The sequence below is a fragment of the Devosia geojensis genome (assembly GCF_000969415.1).
Classification (GTDB): domain Bacteria; phylum Pseudomonadota; class Alphaproteobacteria; order Rhizobiales; family Devosiaceae; genus Devosia; species Devosia geojensis.
In genome coordinates this window covers 1-24,076 of sequence record NZ_JZEX01000089.1, presented here as the reverse complement: position 1 = coordinate 24,076, position 24,076 = coordinate 1, and the positions used below count along the sequence as shown (strand labels likewise).

General features: G+C 66.0%; 23 protein-coding genes. 14 read left to right on the top strand and 9 right to left on the bottom strand.

Annotated features, from left to right (window positions below; translation table 11 throughout):
* Positions 1 to 75: 75 nt before the first annotated feature.
* Complete coding sequence (nadA, locus tag VE25_RS09230) at positions 76 to 1,143, bottom strand: quinolinate synthase NadA (RefSeq protein WP_046108328.1); 1,068 nt, start codon at positions 1,141 to 1,143, stop codon at positions 76 to 78.
* 196 nt (positions 1,144 to 1,339) lie between these two features.
* On the opposite strand from nadA, the gene eda reads away from it, so the two are divergent.
* From eda to VE25_RS09200, 6 genes are all read left to right on the top strand, one after another.
* Positions 1,340 to 1,975, top strand: a complete 636-nt coding sequence (gene eda, locus VE25_RS09225; protein ID WP_046108327.1) for a bifunctional 4-hydroxy-2-oxoglutarate aldolase/2-dehydro-3-deoxy-phosphogluconate aldolase — start codon at positions 1,340 to 1,342, stop codon at positions 1,973 to 1,975.
* A 4-nt stretch (positions 1,976 to 1,979) separates the two neighbouring features.
* Entirely contained in the window at positions 1,980 to 2,351 is a 372-nt protein-coding gene (locus tag VE25_RS09220; protein WP_046108326.1) for a winged helix-turn-helix domain-containing protein, read from the top strand.
* A 234-nt stretch (positions 2,352 to 2,585) separates the two neighbouring features.
* The gene (gene modA / locus VE25_RS09215; protein ID WP_046108325.1) at positions 2,586 to 3,308 is read left to right on the top strand and encodes a molybdate ABC transporter substrate-binding protein; all 723 of its coding nucleotides are present in this window, start codon (positions 2,586 to 2,588) and stop codon (positions 3,306 to 3,308) included.
* On the top strand, positions 3,305 to 3,988 hold the full coding sequence (gene modB, locus VE25_RS09210) for a molybdate ABC transporter permease subunit (protein WP_201776066.1): 684 nt from the start codon (positions 3,305 to 3,307) through the stop codon (positions 3,986 to 3,988). The genes modA and modB overlap by 4 nt, the downstream gene beginning before the upstream one ends.
* A 237-nt stretch (positions 3,989 to 4,225) precedes the next feature.
* On the top strand, positions 4,226 to 5,194 hold the full coding sequence (locus VE25_RS09205) for an SPFH domain-containing protein (protein WP_046108324.1): 969 nt from the start codon (positions 4,226 to 4,228) through the stop codon (positions 5,192 to 5,194).
* 233 nt (positions 5,195 to 5,427) lie between these two features.
* The gene (locus VE25_RS09200; RefSeq protein ID WP_046108323.1) at positions 5,428 to 5,877 is read left to right on the top strand and encodes an NfeD family protein; all 450 of its coding nucleotides are present in this window, start codon (positions 5,428 to 5,430) and stop codon (positions 5,875 to 5,877) included.
* Between the two features lie 143 nt (positions 5,878 to 6,020).
* Here the strand turns inward: VE25_RS09200 and rhaM are convergent, their stop codons facing one another.
* The 6 genes from rhaM to VE25_RS09170 all read right to left on the bottom strand — a co-directional run bounded on the left by rhaM (position 6,021) and on the right by VE25_RS09170 (position 12,095).
* Positions 6,021 to 6,353 (bottom strand): L-rhamnose mutarotase, encoded by a 333-nt coding sequence (gene rhaM / locus VE25_RS09195; protein WP_046108322.1) that lies wholly within the window; start codon positions 6,351 to 6,353, stop codon positions 6,021 to 6,023.
* Positions 6,350 to 7,354 (bottom strand): ABC transporter permease, encoded by a 1,005-nt coding sequence (locus VE25_RS09190; RefSeq protein WP_046108321.1) that lies wholly within the window; start codon positions 7,352 to 7,354, stop codon positions 6,350 to 6,352. Before VE25_RS09190 ends, rhaM begins: the two co-directional genes overlap by 4 nt.
* Before the next feature lie 193 nt (positions 7,355 to 7,547).
* On the bottom strand, positions 7,548 to 8,525 hold the full coding sequence (locus VE25_RS09185; RefSeq protein WP_046108320.1) for an ABC transporter permease: 978 nt from the start codon (positions 8,523 to 8,525) through the stop codon (positions 7,548 to 7,550).
* The gene (locus tag VE25_RS09180; RefSeq protein WP_046108319.1) at positions 8,522 to 10,024 is read right to left on the bottom strand and encodes a sugar ABC transporter ATP-binding protein; all 1,503 of its coding nucleotides are present in this window, start codon (positions 10,022 to 10,024) and stop codon (positions 8,522 to 8,524) included. The genes VE25_RS09185 and VE25_RS09180 overlap by 4 nt, the downstream gene beginning before the upstream one ends.
* A gap of 236 nt (positions 10,025 to 10,260) precedes the next feature.
* A complete protein-coding gene (rhaS, locus tag VE25_RS09175; protein WP_046108318.1) occupies positions 10,261 to 11,250 on the bottom strand; it encodes a rhamnose ABC transporter substrate-binding protein in 990 nt (329 codons plus the stop codon).
* A 32-nt stretch (positions 11,251 to 11,282) separates the two neighbouring features.
* A complete protein-coding gene (locus tag VE25_RS09170) occupies positions 11,283 to 12,095 on the bottom strand; it encodes a DeoR/GlpR family DNA-binding transcription regulator (protein WP_046108317.1) in 813 nt (270 codons plus the stop codon).
* Positions 12,096 to 12,280: 185 nt separating this feature from the next.
* Here VE25_RS09170 and VE25_RS09165 point away from each other — a divergent pair, with 185 nt between their 5' ends.
* From VE25_RS09165 to VE25_RS09155, 3 genes are all read left to right on the top strand, one after another.
* Positions 12,281 to 14,380 (top strand): bifunctional rhamnulose-1-phosphate aldolase/short-chain dehydrogenase, encoded by a 2,100-nt coding sequence (locus VE25_RS09165; RefSeq protein ID WP_046108316.1) that lies wholly within the window; start codon positions 12,281 to 12,283, stop codon positions 14,378 to 14,380.
* A 161-nt stretch (positions 14,381 to 14,541) separates the two neighbouring features.
* On the top strand, positions 14,542 to 15,831 hold the full coding sequence (gene rhaI, locus VE25_RS09160) for an L-rhamnose catabolism isomerase (RefSeq protein WP_046108315.1): 1,290 nt from the start codon (positions 14,542 to 14,544) through the stop codon (positions 15,829 to 15,831).
* Between the two features lie 338 nt (positions 15,832 to 16,169).
* Complete coding sequence (locus VE25_RS09155) at positions 16,170 to 17,381, top strand: outer membrane beta-barrel protein (RefSeq protein ID WP_046108314.1); 1,212 nt, start codon at positions 16,170 to 16,172, stop codon at positions 17,379 to 17,381.
* Positions 17,382 to 17,527: 146 nt separating this feature from the next.
* On the opposite strand, the gene galU is transcribed toward VE25_RS09155, so the two are convergent.
* Positions 17,528 to 18,418, bottom strand: a complete 891-nt coding sequence (gene galU / locus VE25_RS09150; protein ID WP_046108313.1) for a UTP--glucose-1-phosphate uridylyltransferase GalU — start codon at positions 18,416 to 18,418, stop codon at positions 17,528 to 17,530.
* Positions 18,419 to 18,541: 123 nt separating this feature from the next.
* On the opposite strand from galU, the gene galE reads away from it, so the two are divergent.
* The 5 genes from galE to VE25_RS09125 all read left to right on the top strand — a co-directional run bounded on the left by galE (position 18,542) and on the right by VE25_RS09125 (position 23,355).
* Positions 18,542 to 19,528: a UDP-glucose 4-epimerase GalE gene (galE, locus tag VE25_RS09145; RefSeq protein ID WP_046108312.1), complete on the top strand. Its 987-nt coding sequence runs from the start codon at positions 18,542 to 18,544 to the stop codon at positions 19,526 to 19,528.
* A 161-nt stretch (positions 19,529 to 19,689) separates the two neighbouring features.
* Positions 19,690 to 20,898 (top strand): lytic murein transglycosylase, encoded by a 1,209-nt coding sequence (locus VE25_RS09140; RefSeq protein ID WP_052731847.1) that lies wholly within the window; start codon positions 19,690 to 19,692, stop codon positions 20,896 to 20,898.
* A 60-nt stretch (positions 20,899 to 20,958) separates the two neighbouring features.
* On the top strand, positions 20,959 to 22,137 hold the full coding sequence (locus tag VE25_RS09135; protein ID WP_046108310.1) for an SGNH/GDSL hydrolase family protein: 1,179 nt from the start codon (positions 20,959 to 20,961) through the stop codon (positions 22,135 to 22,137).
* Between the two features lie 72 nt (positions 22,138 to 22,209).
* Positions 22,210 to 22,542: a hypothetical protein gene (locus tag VE25_RS09130; RefSeq protein WP_046108309.1), complete on the top strand. Its 333-nt coding sequence runs from the start codon at positions 22,210 to 22,212 to the stop codon at positions 22,540 to 22,542.
* 3 nt (positions 22,543 to 22,545) lie between these two features.
* Positions 22,546 to 23,355 (top strand): nucleotidyl transferase AbiEii/AbiGii toxin family protein, encoded by an 810-nt coding sequence (locus VE25_RS09125; protein ID WP_046108308.1) that lies wholly within the window; start codon positions 22,546 to 22,548, stop codon positions 23,353 to 23,355.
* Between the two features lie 11 nt (positions 23,356 to 23,366).
* Here VE25_RS09125 and hpt read toward each other — a convergent pair whose 3' ends face one another.
* The gene (gene hpt / locus VE25_RS09120) at positions 23,367 to 23,903 is read right to left on the bottom strand and encodes a hypoxanthine phosphoribosyltransferase (protein WP_046108307.1); all 537 of its coding nucleotides are present in this window, start codon (positions 23,901 to 23,903) and stop codon (positions 23,367 to 23,369) included.
* Positions 23,904 to 24,076 lie beyond the last annotated feature (173 nt).

The following is a 24,076-nucleotide window of genomic DNA, read 5'->3' as shown; positions in this document are numbered from 1 at the left end:
GACCCCCACCCCCGACCCCTCCCCTCAAGGGGGAGGGGAGGAGAACGCTCCGTTTCCGTCAACGCATGACCGAGTCTAGTCGCGCTTGCGGCTCATTTCGATCATGCGCTCGACCGCGAGCCGCGCCGGAGCGATGATCTCCTCGGGCACCGTCACCTCCTCGGTGCCGGTATGCAGCGACCAGAGGACGTTCTCGAGGTTGATGCGCTTCATGTGCGGACAGATGTTGCAGCCGCGCAGGAAATCGACGCCGGTGGTCTCGCTCGCGACATTGTCCGACATCGAGCACTCGGTGACCATCACCACCCGCGCAGGCTTTTCGGTCTTGACCCAATCGATCATCGCCGCCGTCGAGCCGGCGAAATCGACGGCGTCGATCACCTCCGGCGGGCATTCCGGATGCGCGATGATCTTGGCCGTCGGATAGGCGTGGCGCAATTCGGCGATGTCGTCGGCGGTGAACGTCTCGTGCACCTCGCAGGCCCCCGCCCAGGTGATGACTTTCTTGCCCGTCTTCTTGGCCGTGTTCTGCGCCAGGTACTGGTCGGGGATCATGATGACGGTGTCGCCCTCGACCCGGTTGACGATGTCGAGCGCGTTGGACGAGGTGCAGCAGACATCGGTCACCGCCTTCACCGCCGCCGAGGTGTTCACATAGGTGACGACCGGTACGCCCGGATACATCTCGCGCATCGCCTTGACGTCGTCGGCGGTGATGGATTCGGCCAGCGAGCAGCCCGCGCGGCTGTCGGGGATCAGCACCGTCTTTTGCGGATTGAGGAGCTTGCTCGTCTCGGCCATGAAGTGCACGCCGCACTGGACGATGACGGACTGGTCGACGCGCGTCGCCTCGATGGCGAGCTGCAGGCTGTCGCCGACGAAATCGGCGACGCCATGGTAGATCTGCGGCGTCTGATAGTTGTGGGCGAGGATGACCGCGTCCTTCTCCTTCTTCAGCCGGTTGATCTGGAAGATCAGCGGCGCATAGAAGGGCCACTCGATCTCCGGGATCTTGTCGCGGACGCGATCGAAGATGGAGCCCGTCTCCCGCTCGACGGCGGGAGAGAACTTGAGGTCGAAGTTCTCGGCGAGGATGGCGCGCGCATCTTCAAGCGGGGTGAGCGCGTTGATCGTCTGAACCATCGGCATGCCTCCTCGGCGCACAGGAGCATTTCCGGGAAAAGTGGGCGCCACTTTTCTGGTTCGAAAATGCGAAGCTAGAACCGCCGCGGGCGTTACCTAGGCACTTTCGATGCTTATTTCAATCGCCGTACTTGCTCTATTTGAGCCGACCGCCTAACCACGGGTTACTCGTTCGAACGCCCCAGGGACCGCCGCCATGCCTCAGGACGCCGCAGCCATCCGTTCCATCCTCTCGCTCGCGCCCGTCGTGCCGGTCATCATCCTCGACGAGGTGGACAAGGCCCGCCCCCTGGCCGAGGCGCTGGTGGCCGGCGGCCTGCCGGTGCTGGAGGTGACGCTGCGCACGGCCAACGCCCTCAAGGTCATCGAGGAAATGGCCAAGGTCGAGGGCGCGGTCGTCGGCTCGGGAACCGTGCGCACCGCCGAGCACATGCGCCAGTCGGTCGATGCCGGCGCGTGCTTCATGGTCTCGCCCGGCGCTCCGCCGCGCCTGCTCGATGCCGCCGAGGATTTCGGCGTCCCCCTGCTCCCCGGCATCGGCACGCCGACCGAGGCGATGGCCGCCGCCGAGCGCGGCTATTCGTTCCTCAAGTTCTTCCCGGCCGAAGCCATGGGCGGCGCGCCCGTCCTCAAGGCCTTCGCCTCGCCGCTCCCCGACATCACCTTCTGCCCGACCGGCGGCATCGATGCGGCAAAGGCCCGGACATACCTCGCGCTCCCCAACGTCATCTGCGTCGGCGGCTCGTGGATCATGCCGGCGGACGCCATCGCGTCGGGCGACTTTAACCGCGTCGAGACGCTGGCGCGCGAAGCCGCGGCGCTCAAGGGCTGACACGATGGCCGGCGTGCCCGAGACCGGCCTCGGACACCTGCGCGTCACCCTGACCGAAACCGCCTATATCGGCCCCGGCCGCGCCGACCTTCTCGAAGGCATCGCCGAAACCGGCTCGATCTCGGCCGCCGGCAAGCGCATGGGCATGAGCTACAAGCGCGCCTGGAGCCTGGTGCAGGCCTTGAACGAGGGCTTTGGCGCCCCGCTCGTCGAAGCCAGCCGCGGCGGCGCTGCGCAGGGCGGGGCGCACCTCACCGATCTCGGCACGGAAGTGCTGACCCGCTATCGCGCGATGCAGGCGCGAACGGCCGAGGCCATCGCCGGGGATGTCGCGGTGTTGAGGGCGCTCATCGCCGACATGTCCGGCAAGAAATAACGCTTGATGCGCGCTCGAACGTCTGACACACGATATGTCCGAATGAACATATCGGAGGCAACCATGCGCGTTCATCCCCCTCATCCGGCGCTTCGCGCCACCTTCTCCCACGAGGGGAGAAGGGAGGGTGGCCAGCCCAAGGCCCGGTATGCGACGTCCTTCCGCAGGATTCAGGTGGGGCACCTTCCCTTCTCCCCCCGTGGGAGAAGGTGGATCGGCCGAAGGCCGAGACGGATGAGGGGGATCTTTGCGTTGGCCGTTGCACTGCTTGCCCTTCCGGCCCAGGCCGAAACCCTCAACGCCGCCGTTGCCGCCAACTTCACCGCCGTCGCCGAGGAGCTGGCCGCGCTGTTCGGGCAGGAAACCGGCAACGAGGCAGTCCTCAGCTTCGGCTCGACGGGCCAGCTCTACGCCCAGATCAGCCAGGGGGCGCCGTTCGACGTGTTCCTTGCCGCCGACGACGAGCGGCCCGGCATCGCCATCGGCAAGGGTCTGGCGGTCGAAGGCACCGATTTCACCTATGCCGTCGGCAGGCTGGTGCTCTATAGCCCGAGCCTCGATATCACCGCCGGTGAAGCCGCCCTTAGCGGCGATTTCGACAAGCTCGCCATCGCCGACCCGCACGCTGCCCCCTACGGCGCCGCCGCCCTCGAGACGCTCGAAGCCCTAGACCTCTATGAGGCGATCCAGCCGAAACTCGTCACCGGCGAGAACATCTCGCAGACCCTGCAATTCGTCGAAAGCGGCAATGCCGAACTGGGCTTCGTTGCCGCCAGCCAGGTGATCGGCAAGGCCTACCAGTGGGAGGTGCCGGCCGAGCTCTATAGCCCCATCCGCCAGGACGCGGTGCTGCTGACCCATGGGCAGGAAAACGCCGCCGCCAGGGCCTTCCTCGATTTCCTGCGCTCGCCGGAGGCGCTCGCGATCATCGAGGCGGCAGGGTATTCCGTCCCATGATCGACCTGGCGCAGCTCTGGCCGCCGGTCGCGCTGACCCTCCTGCTCTCGGCGGCGACCACTATCTGCCTCCTGCTGCTGGGCACCCCCCTCGCCTGGTGGCTCGCCCGCACCCGCTGGGCGGGACGCGAGATGGCGGGGGGCATCCTCGCCCTGCCGCTGGTGCTGCCGCCGACCGTCATCGGCTTTTATCTCCTCATCGCGCTCGGCCCCAACGGGCCGGGCGGCTGGGTCGCGGGGCTCTGGGGCGGGCGCACCCTCGCCTTCTCCTTTCCGGGCCTGCTCATCGGCTCGATCCTCTATTCGCTGCCCTTCATGGTCCATCCGCTGCGCTCCGCCTTCGAAGCGGTGCCGGAGGAAAACCTCGAAGCCGCGAAAACCCTCGGCGCTTCCAACGGCAAGACCTTCTGGCGCGTGGCCCTGCCCGAAGCGCGCTCGGGTTACCTCACCGGCACGGTACTGACCTTCGCCCATACCGTCGGCGAATTCGGCGTCGTGCTGATGATCGGCGGCAACATTCCGGGCGAAACCAAGCTCCTCTCCATCGCCATCTACGACTTCGTCGAGCGGCTGCAATGGGGCAACGCCCATATCCTGTCGCTCGGCATGGTCGTCTTCGGGTTCGTCGCCATCACCGCCATGCTGATGGTCGACCGCAGGGCCGCCCTGCCGCGGCCGTAACTCCCTTCCCTTCACCATCGTCAGGTACGGAAGGCCCCCTTCACCCGGATTGCTTGGGCAATCCGACCTCTCCCCCAAAGGGAGAGGTGAAGAGGGCATCGCGCGGGAGCCGCGATTACCTCTCCCTCAGGGGGAAGGAGGCGGATCGTGTCGCGATAAGTTTGCGGCAAAAACCGCCTCCCGCCCCGCTGCACAATCGACTACAGTCCGCCCATCGCTTGCTAGGGGGAAAGAACCATGGACGTCATCGACGGCGGTAGCCTGACGCTTATCATCATCGGCATCCTCGCCATCCTGGTGCTGTTCGCCGGCATCAAGACCGTGCCGCAGGGCTACAACTTCACCATCGAACGCTTCGGCAAATATACGAGGACGCTGAAGCCCGGCCTCAACCTCATCGTTCCGTTCATCGACACGGTCGGCAAGAAGATCAACATGATGGAGCAGGTGCTCGACATTCCCCACCAGGACGTCATCACCCGCGACAACGCCACCGTCACCGCCAACGGCGTCACCTTCTTCCAGATCCTCGATGCGGCGGCGGCCGCCTACGAGGTGACCAACCTCGAGCACGCCATCCTCAACCTGACGATGACCAATATTCGCTCGGTCATGGGCTCGATGGACCTGGATGAACTCCTCTCCAACCGCGACGAGATCAACACCCGCGTGCTGCGCGTCGTCGATACGGCCGTCTCGCCCTGGGGCGTCAAGATCACCCGCATCGAGATCAAGGACATCGACCCGCCCAAGGACCTCGTCGAATCCATGGGCCGGCAGATGAAGGCCGAACGCGAGAAGCGCGCCACCATCCTCGAGGCCGAAGGACGCCGGCAGGCCGCGATCCTCCAGGCCGAAGGCGAGAAGCAGGCGCAGGTGCTGGAAGCCGAAGGCCGGCGCGAGGCCGCCTTCCGCGACGCCGAGGCGCGCGAGCGCGCCGCCGAGGCCGAAGCCAAGGCGACGCAGATGGTCAGCGAGGCCATCGCCGCCGGCGACGTGCAGGCGATCAACTATTTCGTCGCCAACAACTACATCAAGGCGCTCGAAGGCATCGCCACCTCCCCCAACCAGAAGGTGCTGATGTTGCCCGTCGAGGCGGCAAGCGTCATCGGCGCCGTCGGCGGCATCGCCGAGATCGCCCGCGAAGCCTTCGGGCAGGAGCGTCCCGCCCCGGTGCGCGGCGGCCGGCCGCCGAACGCGGGGTAGGACGTGCACATCATCCTATGCACCTTGCCGCAACACCCACGATTGTCACCCCGGCGAAGGCCGGGGCCCATCCTGAGATACCGCAACAGCCACAATTTGGTGGTTTCGATGGCCTGAGTGCCATTTTCACAGTCCTTGCGGCTGTGGTTCCATCTCAGGATGGGTTCCGGCCTTCGCCGGAATGACGTTCGTGCCGGAACCGGCAAGGTGCCCAACTCATACGGGGCGAGCCCATGCAGATCCTTGATTTCCTTTTCAGCTACGGCCCCTGGGCCTGGATCATCGCCGGACTGGTGCTGCTCGCGCTCGAGCTGGTCGTTCCCGGCGGGTTCCTGCTCTGGCTCGGCATCGCCGGCATCGTCACCGGCCTTGCCGCCATGGTCCAGCCGCTGACGCTCCCCATGCAATGGGGCCTTTTCGGCGTCCTTTCGCTGGTGGCGATCTTCGCCTGGCTGCGCTTCACCCGCTCGCGCCCGCAGGTCAACGACCGCCCCTACCTCAACCGACGCGCCGATCGCCTGATCGGCCGCGAGGCGGTGCTGGAGGATCCGATCGCCGGCGGCTACGGGCGGCTGATGCTGGAGGATACGGTCTGGCGCGTGGCCGGCCCGGACCTGCCGGCGGGCACGCGGGTGAAGGTGGTGGGCGCCGAGGGAACGGTGCTGCAGATCGAGGCGGTGTGACCCCCCTCATCCGTCTCGCGCTTCGCGCGATCCACCTTCTCCCACGAGGGGAGAAGGGAGGGTGGCCAGCCACCAAACCCGCGTGAGACACCTCCCCTTCTCCCCTCGTGGGAGAAGGTGCCCGAAGGGCGGATGAGGGGGAGCTACTCCAGCCAGAACATCGGCTTCAGATCCACCGAAACCGGCTCGTTCTTCTCGTTCGTTGCCATGATGTCGGCCATATGCGCCCACCAGCGCTGCATCACCGGATGGGCGGGCAAATCGGCCATGGTGTGGTCCCTGCGCCGCCAGAGCACGCCGAAGAGCGTATTGGTCTCCTCGTCGAGATGGATCGAATAGTCCCGGACGCCGGCGTCCTTCAAGAGCGTCACCAGCTCGGGGAAGATTTCGTCGTGGCGCTTCTTGTACTCGGCGGTCATGCCGGGGTTGAGCCGCATCTTGAATGCGTGCTTTTCCCACCCGTCCTTCTCGATCATTGGCGTCTCTCCTTCCACATCCGATAGAGGATCGGCAGCGCGATCACCGAGATCAGCAGCCCGCCGATGAAGATCGACATGACGATGCCGGGCACGTTGAGAAGCCCGAGCCCGAAGGTCACGAGCCCCATGATGAGCGCGGCGAGCACGACGCCGAGGATCGAGCCGGCGCCGCCGAGGATGCTGACGCCGCCGAGCACGACCATGGTGATGACCTCGAGCTCCCAGCCCTGCGCGATCGAGGGCCGCGTCGAACCCAGCCGCGCCGTCAGCATGACGGCGGCGATGCCGCTCATGAGGCCGGTGAGGCAGAAGAGCACGAACTTGATGCGGGCGACCCGCACCCCCGAGAACTGCGCGGCCAGCGCATTGTTGCCGATGGCGAAGATCCGCCGGCCGAAATTGGTGCGGTGCAGCACGAACCAGAAGACGATGGCCGCGGCGATGAAGAAGACGAGCTCGAACGAGATCACCCACCACACATAGCCCTGGCCTAACCAGGAGAAGTCGGCCGGATAGCCGCCATAGGCCTGGTCACCGAGGATGGCGTAGGAGAGGCCGCGGAAAAGGCTCATCGTGCCGATGGTGACGACGATGGAGGGGAGCTTCAGTCCCGTGACGAGGAAGCCGTTGAACGCCCCGCAGGCGAGGCCGACGCCAATGCCGATGGCGACGAGCCCCGGCGTCGGCACGCCCCACTGCACGGCCATGCCCATCAGCGTCGAGGCGAGCGCAATGATGGCGGCGACCGAAAGGTCGATCTCCCCGGAGATGATGAGGAGCGCCATGGCGAGCGCGATCACCGCCTTCTCGGTGAAGTTGAAGGTGAGGTCGGAGAGGCTCCACTCGTTGAGGAAGTAGGGCGAGGCGAAGGCGTTGGCAGTGAAGATCGCGACGCCCACGAGGACCAGCAGTGTCTCCCAGGAGAAGACGGCCGACTTGACGGGGTTGTCGAGCCGGTCGGGGATATGGCGGTGGGGGGTGTTTGTGGTGTCGGTCATTGACGGTCCTGCGCATGCGCCGAGAGATCGGCCACCCCCCTCCCATCCTCCCCCGCAAGGGGGGAGGTGCGGTCCGGCGTGTTGGGTAGGATAGTGCCAGAGGCACAATGCGGCACCTCCCCCCTTGCGGGGGAGGATGGGAGGGGGGTGGTGCCTGCCAACGGCATAGACATTGCTGTAGTCACCCCACCCATCACGCCGCCTCCGCGCTCTTGAGGATGATGCGGCCGCGCTTGCGCTCGCCGCGCGCGTTGAAGATCACCGCGGTGATGATCGCCGCGCCCGAGATCGCCATCTGCCAGAAGGGCGAGACGCCGATGACCGGCAGCGCGTTGTTGATGACGCCGAGGAAAAGAGCCCCGAGCACCGCGCCGCCGACCGTGCCGATGCCGCCGGCGATGGAAACGCCGCCGATGACGCAGGCGGCCACCACCTGCAGTTCCAGCCCGCGCGCCACGTCCACCGAGGCGATGACGTAGCGCGAGACCCAGAGATATCCGGCGAGCCCCGCCACCATCCCCGAGATGGTGAACGCGATGAACTTGGTTTTGCCGACGTCGATGCCGGCATAGGTCGCCGCCGTCGGGTTGATGCCCGCCGCATAGAACGAGCGCCCGAGGGACGTGCGGGCCATCAGCAGGACGAAGAGCGCGATAACGACGATGGCGAACCAGGAAAGCATCGGCAGCCCGAGAAAGACGAGGCGCGTCAGCTCCTTGAACCGGTCGGACATGTCGACGGCGTTGACCCAGGTGCCGCCCGAAACGAGGAACACGGCGCCGCGATAGATGGTCAGCGTGCCGAGCGTCACCACGATCGGCGGAATGTTGAGCTTCCAGACGAGGACGCCGTTGAAGGCGCCGAGGAGCCCCCCGACGACGACGCAGCCGACGATCAGCACCTCGACCGGCACGCCCGGCATCGCCGCGTTGATCATCGCCGCGATCATGCCGGTCAGCGCCAGGTTGGCGGCGACGGACAGGTCGATCGAACGGGTGAGGATGACGAGCAGCTGCCCGCAGGCGAGCATCGCCAGCACCGCCGTGTCGTTGAACACCGCGGCGAGGTTGCGCGGCGTGCCGAACCCGGACGAGCGGGTCGTCACCAGCGCCACGATGATCGCGATGATGGCCAGCAGCATCACCTCGCGTTGCTTGAAGAACCGGATCATGCCGCCTGGCTCCTGATGCCGGCGGCGGTCTCGACGAGCGTCACGGGATCGAGCCCCTTGTTGTCGAAGATGCCGGCGATGCGCCCTTCGCGCATGACGACGATGCGGTCGGACATGCCCATGACCTCCGGCAGCTCCGAGGAAACCATGATGACGCAGAGCCCTTGGCCCACGAGCTCGCTCATGAAGGCGTGGACGGCGGCCTTGGAGCCGATGTCGATGCCCTTGGTCGGCTCGTCGAGGATGATGACCCTGGGGTTGGTCGCCAGCCACTTGGCGATGACGACCTTCTGCTGGTTGCCGCCCGAGAGGGTGCCCACATCCTGGCTGAGGGACGACGCGCGCAGGTCCAGCCGCTCCGTATAGGTGCGCGCCAGGCGGAATTCCTCGGCCAGCCGCAGCACGCCGTTGCCGCTGGTGCGCCTGAGCGACGGCAGCGACACGTTCTGGAAGATCGGCAGGCCAATGACGACGCCCTGCCGCCCGCGCTCCTCGGGCACGTAGACGATGCCCGCCTCGATCGCGTCGGCGGCGGACTTGGGCGCAACCTCCCGGCCCTCGACGGTGATGCGCCCGGCAGACGGGCGCGTGATGCCGAAGAGCGCCTGCATCACCTCGGTGCGCCCGGCCCCGACGAGGCCATAGAAGCCGAGGATTTCCCCGCGCTTCAGCTCGAAGGAAATGTCGGCGAATTCTGTCGGGTGGCTGAGGCCTTCGACCGTCAGCACCGTCTCGCCGATCTGCGCCTGCGTCTTGGGATAGATATGGTCGACGGAGCGCCCGACCATCATCCTGACGATCGCATCCTGCGCGGTCTCGGCGATCATCCCCTTGCCCACCATCTCGCCGTCACGGAAGACCGTGAAGCGGTCGGCGATGCGGTAGATCTCGTCGAACTTGTGCGAGATGAAGAGGATGGCCTTGCCGTCCTGCTTCAGGAGCTCGACGAGGACGTAGAGGTCCTCGATCTCCTTCTGGCTGAGCGCTGCCGTCGGCTCGTCCATGATGACGATATCGGCGTCGATCGAGAGCGCCCGCGCGAGCCCCACGAGGTGCTTCTTGGCGATGCCCAGCTCCTTGAGCTTGACGTCCGGATCGATCCCGGCGCCCATCGACTGTAAGAGGCTCGCCGCCTCGGCGCGCATCCTGCCCCAGTCGATGAGGCCGAAGCGCGTGCGCGGCGCGTGGCCGAGAAAGACGTTCTCGGCGACGGTCAGCTCGTCGAACAGCACCGTCTCCTGGTGGATGGCGGTGATGCCCCTGCCGAACGCGGCATGCGCCGTCGGCAGGCTCACCGCCTCGCCCTTGACGGTGATGCTGCCCTCGTCCGGCTGATAGATGCCGGTCAGGATCTTGACGAGCGTCGACTTGCCCGCCCCGTTCTCGCCGATGAGCGCGGTGACCTGCCCGGGATAGAGCTCGAGCGACACATCATGCAGCGCGCGCACGCCCGGGAAGGATTTCGAGATGCCGGAGAGGGTGAGAAGGGGTTGGGTCATATCAACTTGTTCGGTTGCAGCCGGGCACACCCGCCAACGCAACCACCGGCTGTCATCCCGGCGGAAGCCGGGACCCAGTACACGCCGAAGCTGCGCTTTTGGCCCGATGCCGCCACCGCGCATGAGCCGCGGCGGCGCCGTTTACTGGGTTCCGGCTTTCGCCGGGATGACCGTGGCAATGCGACAGCCGCGGCAATAGGGACGCCCGGCGCACGCGGCGCCGGGCTCCTGGCGCATCAGAAAATCGACGAATACTCGTCGATGTTCGAGGCATCGTAAGTGAAGGGTTCGGCCATGGCCGCCTGGCCGTCCTCGCCGATGGTGACTTCCCCGACGCGCCCGATCGGGATCACCGAGCCGGGCTCGGCGGTCGCCGCGTCCGTTGCCAGCGCATAGGCGATGTGGGTCGCCGAATAGCCGAGGTCGATCGGGTTCCAGATGGCGAACGAGTGGCTCGCCCCGGACTTGATGTGCGCGGCCATTTCCGAGGGGAGCGCCAGACCCGTGACGTTGATCTCGCCGATCTTGCCGGCGTCGGTCACCGCCTGCGCGGCGGCCACGATGCCGACGGTCGTCGGCGCGATGATCGCCTTCAGCTCCGGATAGGACGAGATCAGGCCCTGCGCCTCGCGGTAGGACTTGTCCGACTGGTCGTCACCATAGACGGTCGCGACGAGGTTGATGCCCGGATAGTTGGGCAGCACCTTCTCGGCTTCCTCGATCCAGATGTTCTGGTTGGTGGCCGTTGCCGTGGCCGAAAGGATGGCGACGTCACCGCCCTCGGGCAGGTGGTCGGCGGCCAGCTTTATGATGGTGTTGCCGATGAGGTCGTTGCCCGACGGGTTGAGGTGCATCTCGCGGCCCTCCGCCGCGACCCCCGAATCCCATGAGATGACGGTGATGCCGCGCTGCATGGCGCGCTGCAGCGCCGGCACCAGCGCATCCGGATCGTTGGCTGAGATGGCGATGGCGTCGACCTGCTGGGCGATCAGCGAGTTGACGACCTCGATCTGGGCTTCCGCCGTCGGTTCGGTCGGGCCGGTATAGATGATCTCGACGTCGCCGATCTCTTCGGCCGCTTCCTCGGCGCCGCGCGCGGCCGCCTCGAAGAAGCCGTTGCCGAGCGACTTGACGACGAGCGCGATGCGCGTCTGCGCATAGGCCGGCGCCGCCGCCAGGACGGCCGCCAGCGCCGTGGTCACGGCAAGGGTGGTTATGAGTTTCATTTGGGTGTCCTCCCGAGTGAAGTCCGCGGCCTTCAAGAGGCCGCGGACGCTGCTTGCTGATCCGTGTCAGCGCCTTTTTCCGCCACGATGAGGCCGACGCCCGCCGTTTCCAGCATCTGCCGGTCTTCGTCGCGGATGCCCCCGTCGGTGATGACGGTGGTGATCCGATCGAGCCCGCAGAGGATGAGGCTCGATTTTGCCGAGAATTTCGAGGAATCGGCCAAAACGATCAGCTCGTCCGCCTGGCCGATCAGCGCCAGCTCCGACTGCACGACCATGGGGTCGGCCTCCATCAGCCCGTGCTGGTTGAGACCCTGGCAGCCCATGAACATCTTGCGCGCATAGAAGTGGCTCGCCACCACCCCGCCGAAGGGCGAGAGAATGACGTTCTGCTCGCGATAGACCGTGCCGCCGGGAATGACGACGCTGTTGCGCGAATTGTGCAGCAGGTACTCGGCGATGGCGAAGGAGTTGGTGAAGACCGAGAGGCGCCGCGCGGCCAGGTGCGGCACCATCTGGTAGGTGGTGGTGCCCCCGTTGATGATGATCGACTCCCCGTCCTTGCACATCTCGCCCGCCACCCGCGCGATGGCGCGCTTGGCGGCGATGTTGATGGTCTCGTTGACCGAGAACGGGCGCCCGATGAGGGCGCTCTGCTCGGGCGGGTTGACCGCTTCGGCCCCGCCGCGCACCCGCCGCAGCTGCCCCTGGATATGGAGCGCGGCGATGTCGCGCCGGATCGTCGCCTCGGAGGTCCCGGTGATCTCGACGAGCTCGGCAACGGTCGCGACCGGCCGCGCCTGCACGGCGGCCAGGATCACCCGATGGCGTTCAGTTTCGTGCACTCGGGCACCTCCCTTTCGCGGATTCCAGTTCCATCAAAACCGATCAGTGTCAATCAGAATTTCGCATGTACCGTTCTACATCCCTGACAGGTGACGGGAATTGATTGTTTCTGATTGACATGACGTAAGGTTCGTGGCCATTTCCACCCATCGTTTCGACCCTATTTTCCCCGGGAGGAGGTCCTATGTCCAATTCCGCGCAGCCGCGCCTCGCCAACCTGTGGGACGACGCCAAGGCGGCCGCGATGAGCGAGCCCGAGCGCCTCGTCTACCGCTCCAACCTCCTCGGCTCCGACAAGCGCGTCACCAACTATGGCGGCGGCAATACCTCCTCCAAGATATTTGAGAAGGACCCGCTGACCGGCGAGGAGGTCGAGGTGCTCTGGGTCAAGGGCTCGGGCGGGGACGTGGGCACCATCAAGCTCGACGGTTTCGCCACTCTTTATATGGACAAGCTCCGCGCCCTGAAGGGTCTCTATCGCGGGGTCGAGTTCGAGGACGAGATGGTGGGGTACCTGCCCCACGCGACCTTCAACCTCAACCCGCGCGCCGCCTCGATCGACACGCCCCTCCACGCCTATGTGCCCAGGCCCTTCGTCGACCACATGCACCCGGACGCGATCATCGCCATCGCGGCGAGCAAGGACTCCAGGGCGCTGACGAAAGAGATCTTCGGCGACGAGATCGGCTGGCTGCCGTGGAAGAAGCCGGGCTACGAACTCGGCCTGTGGCTGGAAAAATTCTGCATCGAGAACCCGCAGGCCAAGGGCGTCGTGCTCGAGAGCCACGGCCTCTTCACCTGGGGCGATACGCCCAAGCAGTGCTACGAGGCGACCATCGCCATCATCAACAAGGCCATCGCCTGGTTCGAGGAGAAGACCGCCGGCAAGGCGATCTTCGGCGGCGAGGCGGTGAAGGCCCTGCCCGCGCAAGAGCGCCGCGCCATCGCGGCCAAGCTCATGCCCCTCATTCGCGGCTTCATCTCCGAGGACAGCCACAAGCTCGGCCACTTCGACGATTCCCCGGCGGTGCTGGAGTTCGTCAATTCCAGGAACATGCGCCCGCTCGCGGCGCTCGGCACCTCCTGCCCCGACCATTTCCTGCGCACCAAGATCCGCCCGCTGGTGATCGAGTTCGATCCGGCAAACCCTGACGTCGATGCAGTGGTGGCAAAGCTCGCCGATGACGTGGCCGCCTATCGTGCCGACTACGCGGCCTATTACGAGCGCTGCAAGCACGACAATTCGCCCGCCATCCGCGACCCCAACGCGGTCGTCTACCTGATGCCGGGGGTGGGCATGTTCACCTTCGCCAAGGATAAGGCGACGGCGCGCATCTCGGGCGAGTTCTACGTCAACGCCATCAACGTCATGCGCGGCGCTTCGACCGTTTCCGAGTATCAGGGCCTGCCCGAGCAGGAAGCGTTCGACATCGAATACTGGCTGCTCGAGGAAGCCAAGCTCCAGCGTCTCCCCAAGCCCAGGTCGCTGGCCGGTCACGTCGCCCTCGTCACGGGCGGCGCCGGCGGCATCGGCAAGGCGACGGCCGCGCGGCTCCTGCGCGAGGGCGCCTGCGTCGTTCTCGCCGACATCGACGAGACCGCCCTCGCCGCCGCCCATGACGAGCTCGGCGCCGCCTTCGGCAAGGATTTCGTGCGTCCGGTCAAGCTCGACGTCACCAAGGAAGACGCCGTGATCGCCGGGTTCGTCGAAACCAGCGTCGAGTTCGGCGGCCTCGACATCCTCGTCTCCAACGCCGGCCTCGCGTCCTCCGCCCCGATCGAGGAGACGACGCTGGCGCTCTGGAACAAGAACATGGATATCCTCTCGACCGGCTATTTCCTGGTCAGCCGCGAGGCCTTCCGCCTGTTCCGCGCCCAGAAGATCGGCGGCAACGTCGTGTTCGTTGCAAGCAAGAACGGCCTTGCCGCCTCGCCGAACGCGGCCGCCTACTGCACCGCCAAGGCCGCCGAGATCCACCTCGCCCGGTGCCTGGCGCTCGAGGGCGCCGAGGCCCAGATCCGCGTCAACGTCGTCAACCCAGACGCGGTGCTGCGCGGCTCCAAGATCTGGGCCGGCGAATGGCTCGAGCAGCGCGCGTCGACCTACAAGACCGACAAGGATGGCCTTGAGGAAATGTATCGCCAGCGCTCGATGCTGAAGCGCTCCGTGTTCCCCGAGGACATCGCCGAGGCCATCTACTTCCTCGCCTCCGACATGTCGGCCAAGTCCACTGGCAACATCATCAACGTCGACGCCGGCAACGCGCAGTCGTTCACACGGTAATCAACGGCAAGGCCCCCTCACCCGCCGCTTCGCGGCGACCTCTCCCCCCAAGGGAGAGGTGGGTGCCTCCCCGTCGCGCAGCGACACCTCTCCCTTGGGGGAGAGGTCGGCCCGCAGGGCCGGGTGAGGGGGCCTTCCTGTCCGCCCAGGAGGAGAGAAAAATGACCGAACACATCATCGACCCATCCATCCTCGACGCCGAGAACGCCCGCCGCGAAGCGGACCTGCGTCGCGACTACGAAACACTCGGCGAGCGCCTCGACCGGCGCGGCATCGCCGTCGACGCCATCAAGGAAAAGGTCGCCGCCTTCTCCGTCGCCGTCCCCTCCTGGGGCGTCGGCACCGGCGGCACGCGCTTCGCGCGCTTTCCCGGCCTCGGCGAGCCGCGCGATATCTTCGACAAGATCGAGGACTGCGCCGTCATCGCCCAGCTGACGCAGGCGACACGCACCGTTTCCCTCCATATCCCGTGGGACAAGGCGGACCCCAACCGCCTGAAGCAGGCGGCGAGCCGCTTCAACCTCGGGTTCGACGCCATGAACTCCAACACCTTCTCGGACACCAAGGGGCAGCTCAAGAGCTACAAGTTCGGCTCGCTCTCGGCTGCCGACAAGGCGACCCGTGACCAGGCCATCGAGCACAATCTCGAATGCATCGAGATCGGCAAGACCATCGGCTCCAAGGCACTGACGGTGTGGATCGGCGACGGCTCGAATTTTCCGGGCCAGACCAACTTCACCACCCAGTTCAGCCACTACCTCGACTCGATGAAAGCCATCTACGCGGCCCTGCCCGACGACTGGCGCATCTATACCGAGCACAAGATGTATGAGCCGGCCTTCTATTCGACGGTCGTGCAGGACTGGGGCACCAACTACATCATCGCGACGGAACTGGGCGAGAAGGCCTTCTGCCTCGTCGACCTCGGCCACCATGCGCCCAACGTCAACATCGAGATGATCGTCGCCCGCCTCGCCCAGTTCGGCAAGCTCGGCGGCTTCCACTTCAACGACAGCAAGTACGGCGACGACGACCTCGACGCCGGCGCCATCGATCCCTTCCGCCTGTTCCTCGTCTTCAACGAGCTGGTGGATGCGGAAGGGCGCTACAAGGACTTCCACCCCGCCCACATGCTCGACCAGTCGCATAACGTCACCGACCCCATCGAGTCGCTGATGCTGTCGGCCGCCGACGTGCAGCGCGCCTATGCGCAGGCGCTGCTGGTCGACCGTAAGGCCCTCAAGGCCGCGCAGGAGGCCAACGATGCCCTGGCCGCAACCCAGCAGCTGCGCACCGCCTTCCGCACCGACGTCGAGCCGATCCTTGCGCTTGCCCGCCTCGAGCAGGGCGGCGCCATCGATCCGCTCGCCACCTATCGCGCCGCGGGCTATCGGCAGAAGGTCGCCGAGATCCGCCCGGCCGTCGAAAGCGGCGGTGGCGGGATCGTTTAGATCGCAAGATGAAGGGTGTGGGAGGCAATCCCAACCCCCATACGCGATGTCACCCCGGCGAAGGCCGGGGCCCATCCTCAAATACATTGCCAGCCGCCAGGTGTGTGAACAGGGTACGATAAAGTGCCCGCTACAAACACCTGGCGGCTATTGCTGTATTTCAGGATGGGCCCCGGCCTTCGCCGGGGTGACATCGTTGGCTGGATGAGCGCGGTGGCTACCAAAAGCTCCCATCAATCCTTTGTTAACCATAACCGAGTCAAAGCTTACCCGAACCTGCCCGTCGTGCACCGGGTGGGCGGATGGAGCGCCGTTTGTCCTGCCGAACGTCCCGGCCCGTGAAGCTCTTCGTCGGCCTGCTGCTCGCAGCCGCGCCGATCACGGGCGCATGGGCGGCCGACGACCGGCTTGAGCCGGGGCTTTATCCCGTCGCCCCGGGCACCCCGCCGGGCGAGCCGTTCGACCTGCCCGTCGATGTCGACTGGAGCGTGGCGCTGCGCGGCAGCTATGTCGAGGACGACGACGGCAGCCGCTACGAGGCCTTGCTCGTGCCGCAGGTCTCGCTCACCCGCGCCGGCGGGCGCTGGGGCGCCACCCTCGACGGCGAGGCCGAGCTCGCCCTGCCGGTCGAGGGCGAAGCCCACCTCGAGAGCCTGCGGCTCGGCGCCTCCGGCACCTATGCGCTCGACAGCCTGACCGACGTCACCTTGAGCGGCGCCCTCGCCTATATCCAGCCCAACCCCCATGATCCGGGCATTGCCGACGACGTCGCCGACCCGGCCGACAGCATCTCCGGCAGCGTCGGCCTCGGCGTCACCCGCCGCTTCGGCCTGTTCTCGGCGAGCCTCGACGGCGGCCTCGCGCGCACCGTCTACGGGCCGACGACGCTGACCGACAACACCGAACGGCTCAATGGCGAGGACAATCTCTGGGCGATCGACGGCGGCCTGCGCGTCGGCTACCAGATCACCCCGATCTTCGAGGTGTTCGGACGCGGCACGCTCAAGCGCGACATCTTCGATCACGACGTGCCGGGGCTCGGGGTAAAGGCCGACGCGACGCAGTACGCGGTCCATGCCGGCGTCGTCGGCAACTGGCGCGGCATCCTCACCGCCGAGGCTTCGGTCGGCGCGGGCCTGCGCCGGTTCGATGCCGGCGTGCTGGACGAGATCGAGTCGACGCTGTTTGACGCGCGCCTGACCTATACCCCGAACTCCACCGTCAGCCTCTCGGCAGGTCTCGGGCGCACCCTCGAGGCGGCGGGCGTCGACGCCAATGGCACTGCCCGCATCGAGACCCGCGCCGATGTGGCGCTCGCCTATACCGTCAACCGGCTCTTGCGCCTGCGGTCCAGCGCCGACTGGTACGAGGCCGACCTCGAAGGCTCCGGCGAGACCGAAACCGGCTATGGCCTCGGGCTCGGCGCCGACTACCGCCTCGGCCCCCACACCCAGCTCTCCGCCGACTACGGCTACGCGCGCACGGAAAAGTCCACCGACACCCCGGAGGACACGCACCGGGTGACGGTAGGCGTCACGGTCTCGCGGTAGGAAATCGTGCCACGCCCTCGTGGTTCGAGGCTCGCAAGAGCTCGCACCTCACCATGAGGGCTGATGTTGATCCCGTGCCAGTCCAGTAGCCCTCATGGTGAGGTGCCGCGAAGCGGCCTCGAACCACGAGGGCGTGGCACGAACGACTAGTTGATCTCCCGCCCCACCCCGAGCTTGTTGAGCTCAGCCAGGAACCCCTCGCGGATATCGTCGCGGTCGAGCGCATAGACGACATTAGCGGTCAGGAACCCGATCTTGGAGCCGCAGTCGAACGATTGCCCGCGATACTTCACCCCGATGAAGGGCTGGCTCTTCATCAGCGTCTGCATGGCGTCGGTGATCTGGATCTCGCCCCCCGCGCCCTTGGTCTGCTCGGCCAGAAGCGCGAAGATATCCGGCTGCAGGATGTAGCGGCCCGAGATGATGAGGTTCGAGGGCGCTTCCTCAACCTTGGGCTTTTCCACCATCTGCGTGATGTGGAACCCTTCGTCCGACCCTTCCCCGCGCGCCACGATCCCGTAGGAGCTGACGTCCTCGCGCGGCACCTCCTCGACGGCGACGACGTTGCCGCCCGTCTCCTCATAGGTCTCCATCATCTGCTTGAGGACACCCGGCTCACCCTTGAACAGCATGTCCGGCAGCAGCAGCGCGAACGGCTGGTCGCCCACGATATCGCGCGCGCACCAGACCGCGTGGCCGAGGCCGAGCGGCTCCTGCTGGCGGGTGAAGCTCGTGCGGCCGGCCGAGGGCAGGTCCTTGCGCAGCTCGGCCAATGCCTCGTCCTTGCCGCGCACCTCGAGGGTCGTCTCGAGCTCGAACTGCCGGTCGAAATGATCCTCGATGACGCCCTTGTTGCGCCCGGTGACGAACACGAAATGCTCGATGCCCGCCTCGCGCGCCTCGTCGACCGCGTACTGGATCAGCGGTCGGTCGACGACCGTCAGCATTTCCTTGGGCATCGCCTTGGTCGCCGGCAGGAAACGGGTTCCAAGCCCGGCGACGGGGAAGACGGCGGTCCTTACGCGTTTGTGCACCATTCTGGCTCTGGCTCTCTGTCTCTTGTCGGAATGGAAAGTTGGATGAAAAGCTTGGTAAAGCTATTGCAACAACTGGCCAATAGCATCCGCCTCGTTTCGTCATTCCTCCCCAGGGTAAACAGCATGACCGTTCTCGTCACAGGCGGCGCCGGCTATATCGGCAGCCATATGGTTCTGAGGCTCGCCGACGCGGGCGAAAAGGTCGTGGTGCTCGACAATCTCGTCACCGGTTTCGACTGGGCGGTGGACCATCGCGCGCAACTCGTCGAAGGCAACGCCGGGGACATGGATTTCGTCGGCGAGGTCATCGCCAAGCACGACGTGAAGGAAATCGTCCACTTCGCCGGCTCGATCGTCGTGCCGGAATCGGTCGAGAACCCGCTGAAATACTACGCCAACAACACCGCGACCTCGCGCAACCTCATCGAAGCGGCGGTCAAGGGTGGCGTCAAGCACTTCATCTTCTCCTCGACGGCCGCCGTCTACGGCATGACGGGGCTTGCCCCCGTCGTCGAGGACACCCCGCTGCAGCCGATGTCCCCCTATGGCCGCTCCAAGCTGATGACCGAGTGGATGCTGGCCGACGTCGCGGCCGCCCATCCCGTCACCTATGGCGTGCTGCGCTACTTCAACGTCGCCGGCGCCGACCCTGCCGGCCGTTCGGGCCAGTCGACGCCCATGGCCACCCACCTCATCAAGGTCGCCTGCCAGACCGCGCTTGGCCAGCGCGAGAAGATGTCGATCTTCGGCACCGACTACGAGACGCCCGACGGCACCTGCGTGCGCGACTACATCCACGTCACCGACCTCATCGAAGCGCACGCGCTGCTCCTCGAGCACCTGCGCAAGGGCGGCGCCAGCCAGACCCTCAACTGCGCCTATGGCCGCGGCTACTCGGTGCGCGAGGTCATCGATACGGTCAAGGCGGTCTCGGGCGTCGACTTTGCCGTCGAGGAAGGCCCCCGCCGCGCTGGCGACCCGGCCTCGATCACCGCGACGGGCGAAAAGGTGCGCAAGGTCTTGGACTGGGAACCCAAGCATGACGATCTGACCGGCATCGTGCGCACGGCGCTCGATTGGGAGAAGCATCTGATGCGGCGCAACAGGTAGTTTTGTGCCACGCCCTCGTGGTTCGAGGCTTCGCTTCGCTACGCTTCGCACCTCACCATGAGGGCTGATGGGAGTTCGGCAATCTACCAGTAGCCCTCATGGTGAGGTGCCGCGAAGCGGCCTCGAACCACGAGGGCGTGGCATTATCGGGAGGCTTGGCCATGAAGCGGATATTTGCAGCGCTTGTTCTGATACTGGCGAGCATCCCCGCCCTCGCTCAGCCGATCGAATCCTTCCCCGCGTTCCTTGCCGGTTTCGAGGCCAAGGCCGTGGCCGCCGGCGTCGGCCGCGAGGCCTATCGCGCCGCGACCGCCGGCCTCACGCCCGATCCGCAGACGCCCGGGCTCGTCAGCGGCCAGCCCGAGTTCACCACCCCTGTCTGGGACTATATCGACGGGCGCGTCACCGCTGACCGCATCGCGCGCGGGCAGGCCGCGATACAGCGCAACGCGGCGCTCTTCGAGGCGGTCGGCGCCCGCTACGGCGTCGATCCTTATCTCCTCGCCGCCATCTGGGGCATGGAAACCGACTACGGCGCCGTGCTCAGCAACAGCAGCCTCATCCGCCCGGTCATCCGCTCGCTGGCGACCGTCGTCCACCAGCGCCGCTCGCGGCTCGCCGAGGACGAGGCGGATTTCGTCGCCGCTTTAAAGCTCGTCGAGCGCGGGCCGCTCGACCGCGACACCCTCGTCGGCTCCTGGGCCGGCGCCATCGGACACCTGCAGGTCAACCCGTCCAACGTGCTGCGCCACGGCACGGATGGCGACGGCGACGGGCGCATCGACCTGCACAATTCGCTCCCCGATGCCCTGGCGACGAGCGCGGTCTACCTGCGCGGTCTCGGCTACAAGCCGGGCGTCGACTGGGGATTCGAGGTGACGCTGCCGGAAGGCTTCGACTACCTCCTCGCCGACCGCACGCAATTGCGCCCCGTCGCGTTCTTTGCCGAGCGTGGCGTCTCCCGCGTCGGCAACCGCCAGTTCGCGAATACGTCCGAGCCGGTCTTCCTCTACGTGCCCGCCGGCAGGGACGGACCGAAATTCCTGATGACCGCCAATTACCTCGTGCTCAAGGGCTACAATTTCTCCGACAGCTATGCCCTTTCCGTCGCCCACATGACCGATCGCCTCAAGGGCTCGGGCGGCTTCGTCGACGACTGGCCCCGCGCCACGCGCTTCCCCGATCTCGCCGAGCGTCAGGCGATCCAGCAGGCGCTGAAGACCCTCGGCCTCTATGACGGTGACCTCGACGGGCGCATCGGGCCGATCACCCAGGCCGCCTATGCCCGCTTCCAGGCGAGCCGCGGCGAAGTGGCCGACGGCTTCATCACCCGCGCCGCCTATGAGGCGCTGATGGGGGCCACCCGGTGAGGCGCCTCACAATCCAGCCAGCAAATGGCGCCCATCGCCGCGCTTTGATACAATAGCATCATGGTCCGCCTTCTCGCCCTCCTGCTGGTCCTCTGCATCGTCGCGGTCGATGCCGCCCCTGCCTTTGCGCAGAACGGCACGCTCGTCGTCGCCCAGCAGGAGCCGCGCCGGCGCACGCTCTTCGACCTGCTCTTCGGCGAACCCGAACCGCAGCGCCCGCCGGTCGAGCAGCCGCGCCAGACCGCGCCCCGCCAGACCGCCCCGCGCTCTTCCGCGCCGGCCGCCAGCCTGCCGCCCCCCAAGCCGACCGTCGAGAAGGCCCCCGACGCGACGCGCCTCGCCGTCTTCGGCGACTCGCTGGCCGTCGATCTCGCCAGGGCGCTGGAACGGTTCTATGCCGAGGACCCGAACCTCATCGTCGTCAACCAGGGCGTCGGCTCGTCCGGATTCGTGCGCGACGATTATTTCGACTGGAACAAGGCCGTGCGCGATGCCATCGCCGCCGACAGCTTCGACCTCGCCGTCGTCGCCATCGGCATCAACGATCGGCAGGAGCTGCGGGTGAACGGACAGGCGGCCGAGCCGCTCACCGATCCGTGGAACGCCGCCTACCAGGCGCGGGTGATGGATTTCCTCAATCCACTGCGCGCCGCCGGCAAGCCGGTGATCTGGATCGGCCTGCCACCGATGTCGTCGACCACGTATTCCACCGCCATCAGCCAGATCAGCGCCATCCACCGCCTGGCGAGCGTCTCGGGCGGAGCCGACTTCATCGACATCTACGAGCGGTTCCTCGGCGAGGACGGCAAGTATTCGGCCTACGGGCCGGACCTCAACGGGCAGAACGTGCGCATGCGCAAGGACGACGGCATCCATTTCTCCACCGCCGGTGCCGACAAGCTCGCCTTCTTCGTCAGCCAGTCGATCCGCAAGTTCTATCGCGAGGGCGGCATTTCCATCGAGGTCGCCGATCCGCTCGCCGGCACCGATGCCGGCGCGATGCTGCGCCCGCCCTTCCAGGGGCTCGGCCAGATCCGCTTGCTCGAGGTCGCCGGCGCCGTCACTCCGCTGACCCGCTCGCCGGCCCCTGCCAACGACCTCATCTCCGCCGCCGCCCTGCTGGAGCGGGGCGCGCCCTTCGATCTTACCGAAATGGTCAAGGCCCCGGTCGGGCGCGCCGACGCCTTCGGCGTCGGGATCGCACCCGGGCAGGAGGTGGAGAACGCCACGGGGCGTTGACGCAGAATGCCCTCTCCAGCGCTTGAAACGTATCCGGGATACGCTTAATCTCCTGGGTAACAGGAGATTTACATGGGCGTTCAGGACAGGATGAAACGCTATCGCCAATCCGGCGGTGCTGCCGGTCTCGTTCGCGTCGAGGTTCTGGTTCCCGCCAGCGCTCGTCCGCACGTGCTGGCCTATGCCGCCTCCATCAGGAAGAAGCACAGAGACGACAGGAATGAACTCCGCAAGCGCATCGACCAGGCCGTGGAGGACTATGGTGTGCGTGTACTGGATAACGTCGACCTGTCGCGTCTTTCAGACGTGTCCGAAAGAGCTCGCGTCGTCGGCAAGGCCCTGATGGAACGAGGCAATGCACGCGCGTTCGTCATCGGCCGCCAACTTCTTGAACTGGCCGGTTAACTCATGACACTGACGCCACTGCAAAAACAGGTGATGAACGTCATCGCCGCCAATCGATCCGAAACCAGCTACATGGCCGGGGGAGCGGTTCTGAATAAGGATTGGTTCCGCGTCTCAGATGATCTGGACATATTCCACGATACCGACGAGGAAATCGTCGACAGCGCCAGGGCCGACATTACGGCCTTGAAAGCGGCCGGTTTCGACGTGCACATAGACGTCCTTATCTATGGGGTCGTCGAGTGCACCGTTTCCAGGAACGGCAGCGCAACGATGCTGCAATGGATGAGCGAGACAAAGATACGCTTCTTTCCGTTGGTCCGCGACAAGGAATGGGGCGTACGACTCAATACGGCGGACCTGGCCATCAACAAGGTCATGGCGGCCTCTACGCGTAGTAAGGCGCGCGATTACGTCGACCTGATCACCATAGCCGAAAATTATTGCAAACTCGGCCCGCTGATAATGGCAGCTTCCGGAAAACCGCCCAACTTCTCGCCCCAGAAGATCATAGACGAGACCCGGCGGCGTTCACTGTCCATACCGGCCGAAGAATTCCTCTCCGTGCGGGGGCTGCCAATTGAAACGACTGTCGACCATATCCGGGACAGCCTTTCGCAAGCCCTGGATCAGGCCGAAGCCTATATCCATGCGGTCGAGCCCGTTTTTGTCGGCCTGCTGTCGCTGGACAGGCGCGGCGTGCCTGTCGAGGTAACTGCCGAGACCGCTGGTGACCTCATCTTCCGCAGGGCCACCGCCGAGCCCGAGGCAGTGCCGGGACTGCCGGGCAAGAGCCCCGGCTTCGAGCCGTAACCGCGGGGAATTCACTCCACGAACCGCACGGCCCCGATATGGGGCAGGTTGCGGTTGCGCTGCGCATAGTCGATGCCGTAGCCGACGACGAACTCGTCGGGAATGTCGAAGCCCACCCACTTTGCCGCGACATCGGTCTCGCGCCGCGAGGGCTTGTTGAGGAGGGCACAGACTTCCATGCGCCGCGGATGGCGGGTCGCCAGGATTTCCAGCACGTGCTTCAGGGTATAGCCGGTATCGACGATGTCCTCGACGACGAGCACGTCGCGGCCGGCGATCTCGCCCCGCAGATCCTTGAGGATGCGCACCTCGCGGCTCGATTCCATGGCGTCGCCATAGGAGGAGGCCTCGAGGAAATCGACCTCGACCGGCAGGTCGAGCTCGCGCACCAGGTCCGCGATGAAGATGAACGAGCCGCGCAGGAGCCCGATGACGACGAGCTTGTCGGTATCGCGGAAATAGGCCGAGATCTCCTTGGCCAGGGCTTCGACGCGCGCCGCCACGGCCTTGGCCGAGATCAGCTCGTCGACGACGTAGTTTTCGCCCATCGTCCTGTCAGTCCTTCAGAAACGGGAAGAGAAGATTCCGGTGGGCACCGGCCCCTTCAGCCTATAGTGGATCAGGTTTTGACGGAAGCGCGAGCCGTTCGCTCCCCTCCCCTTGAGGTGGGTCGGGGGTGGGGGTCCATCAGCGATCCACCGAACCACCCCCACCCTCATTC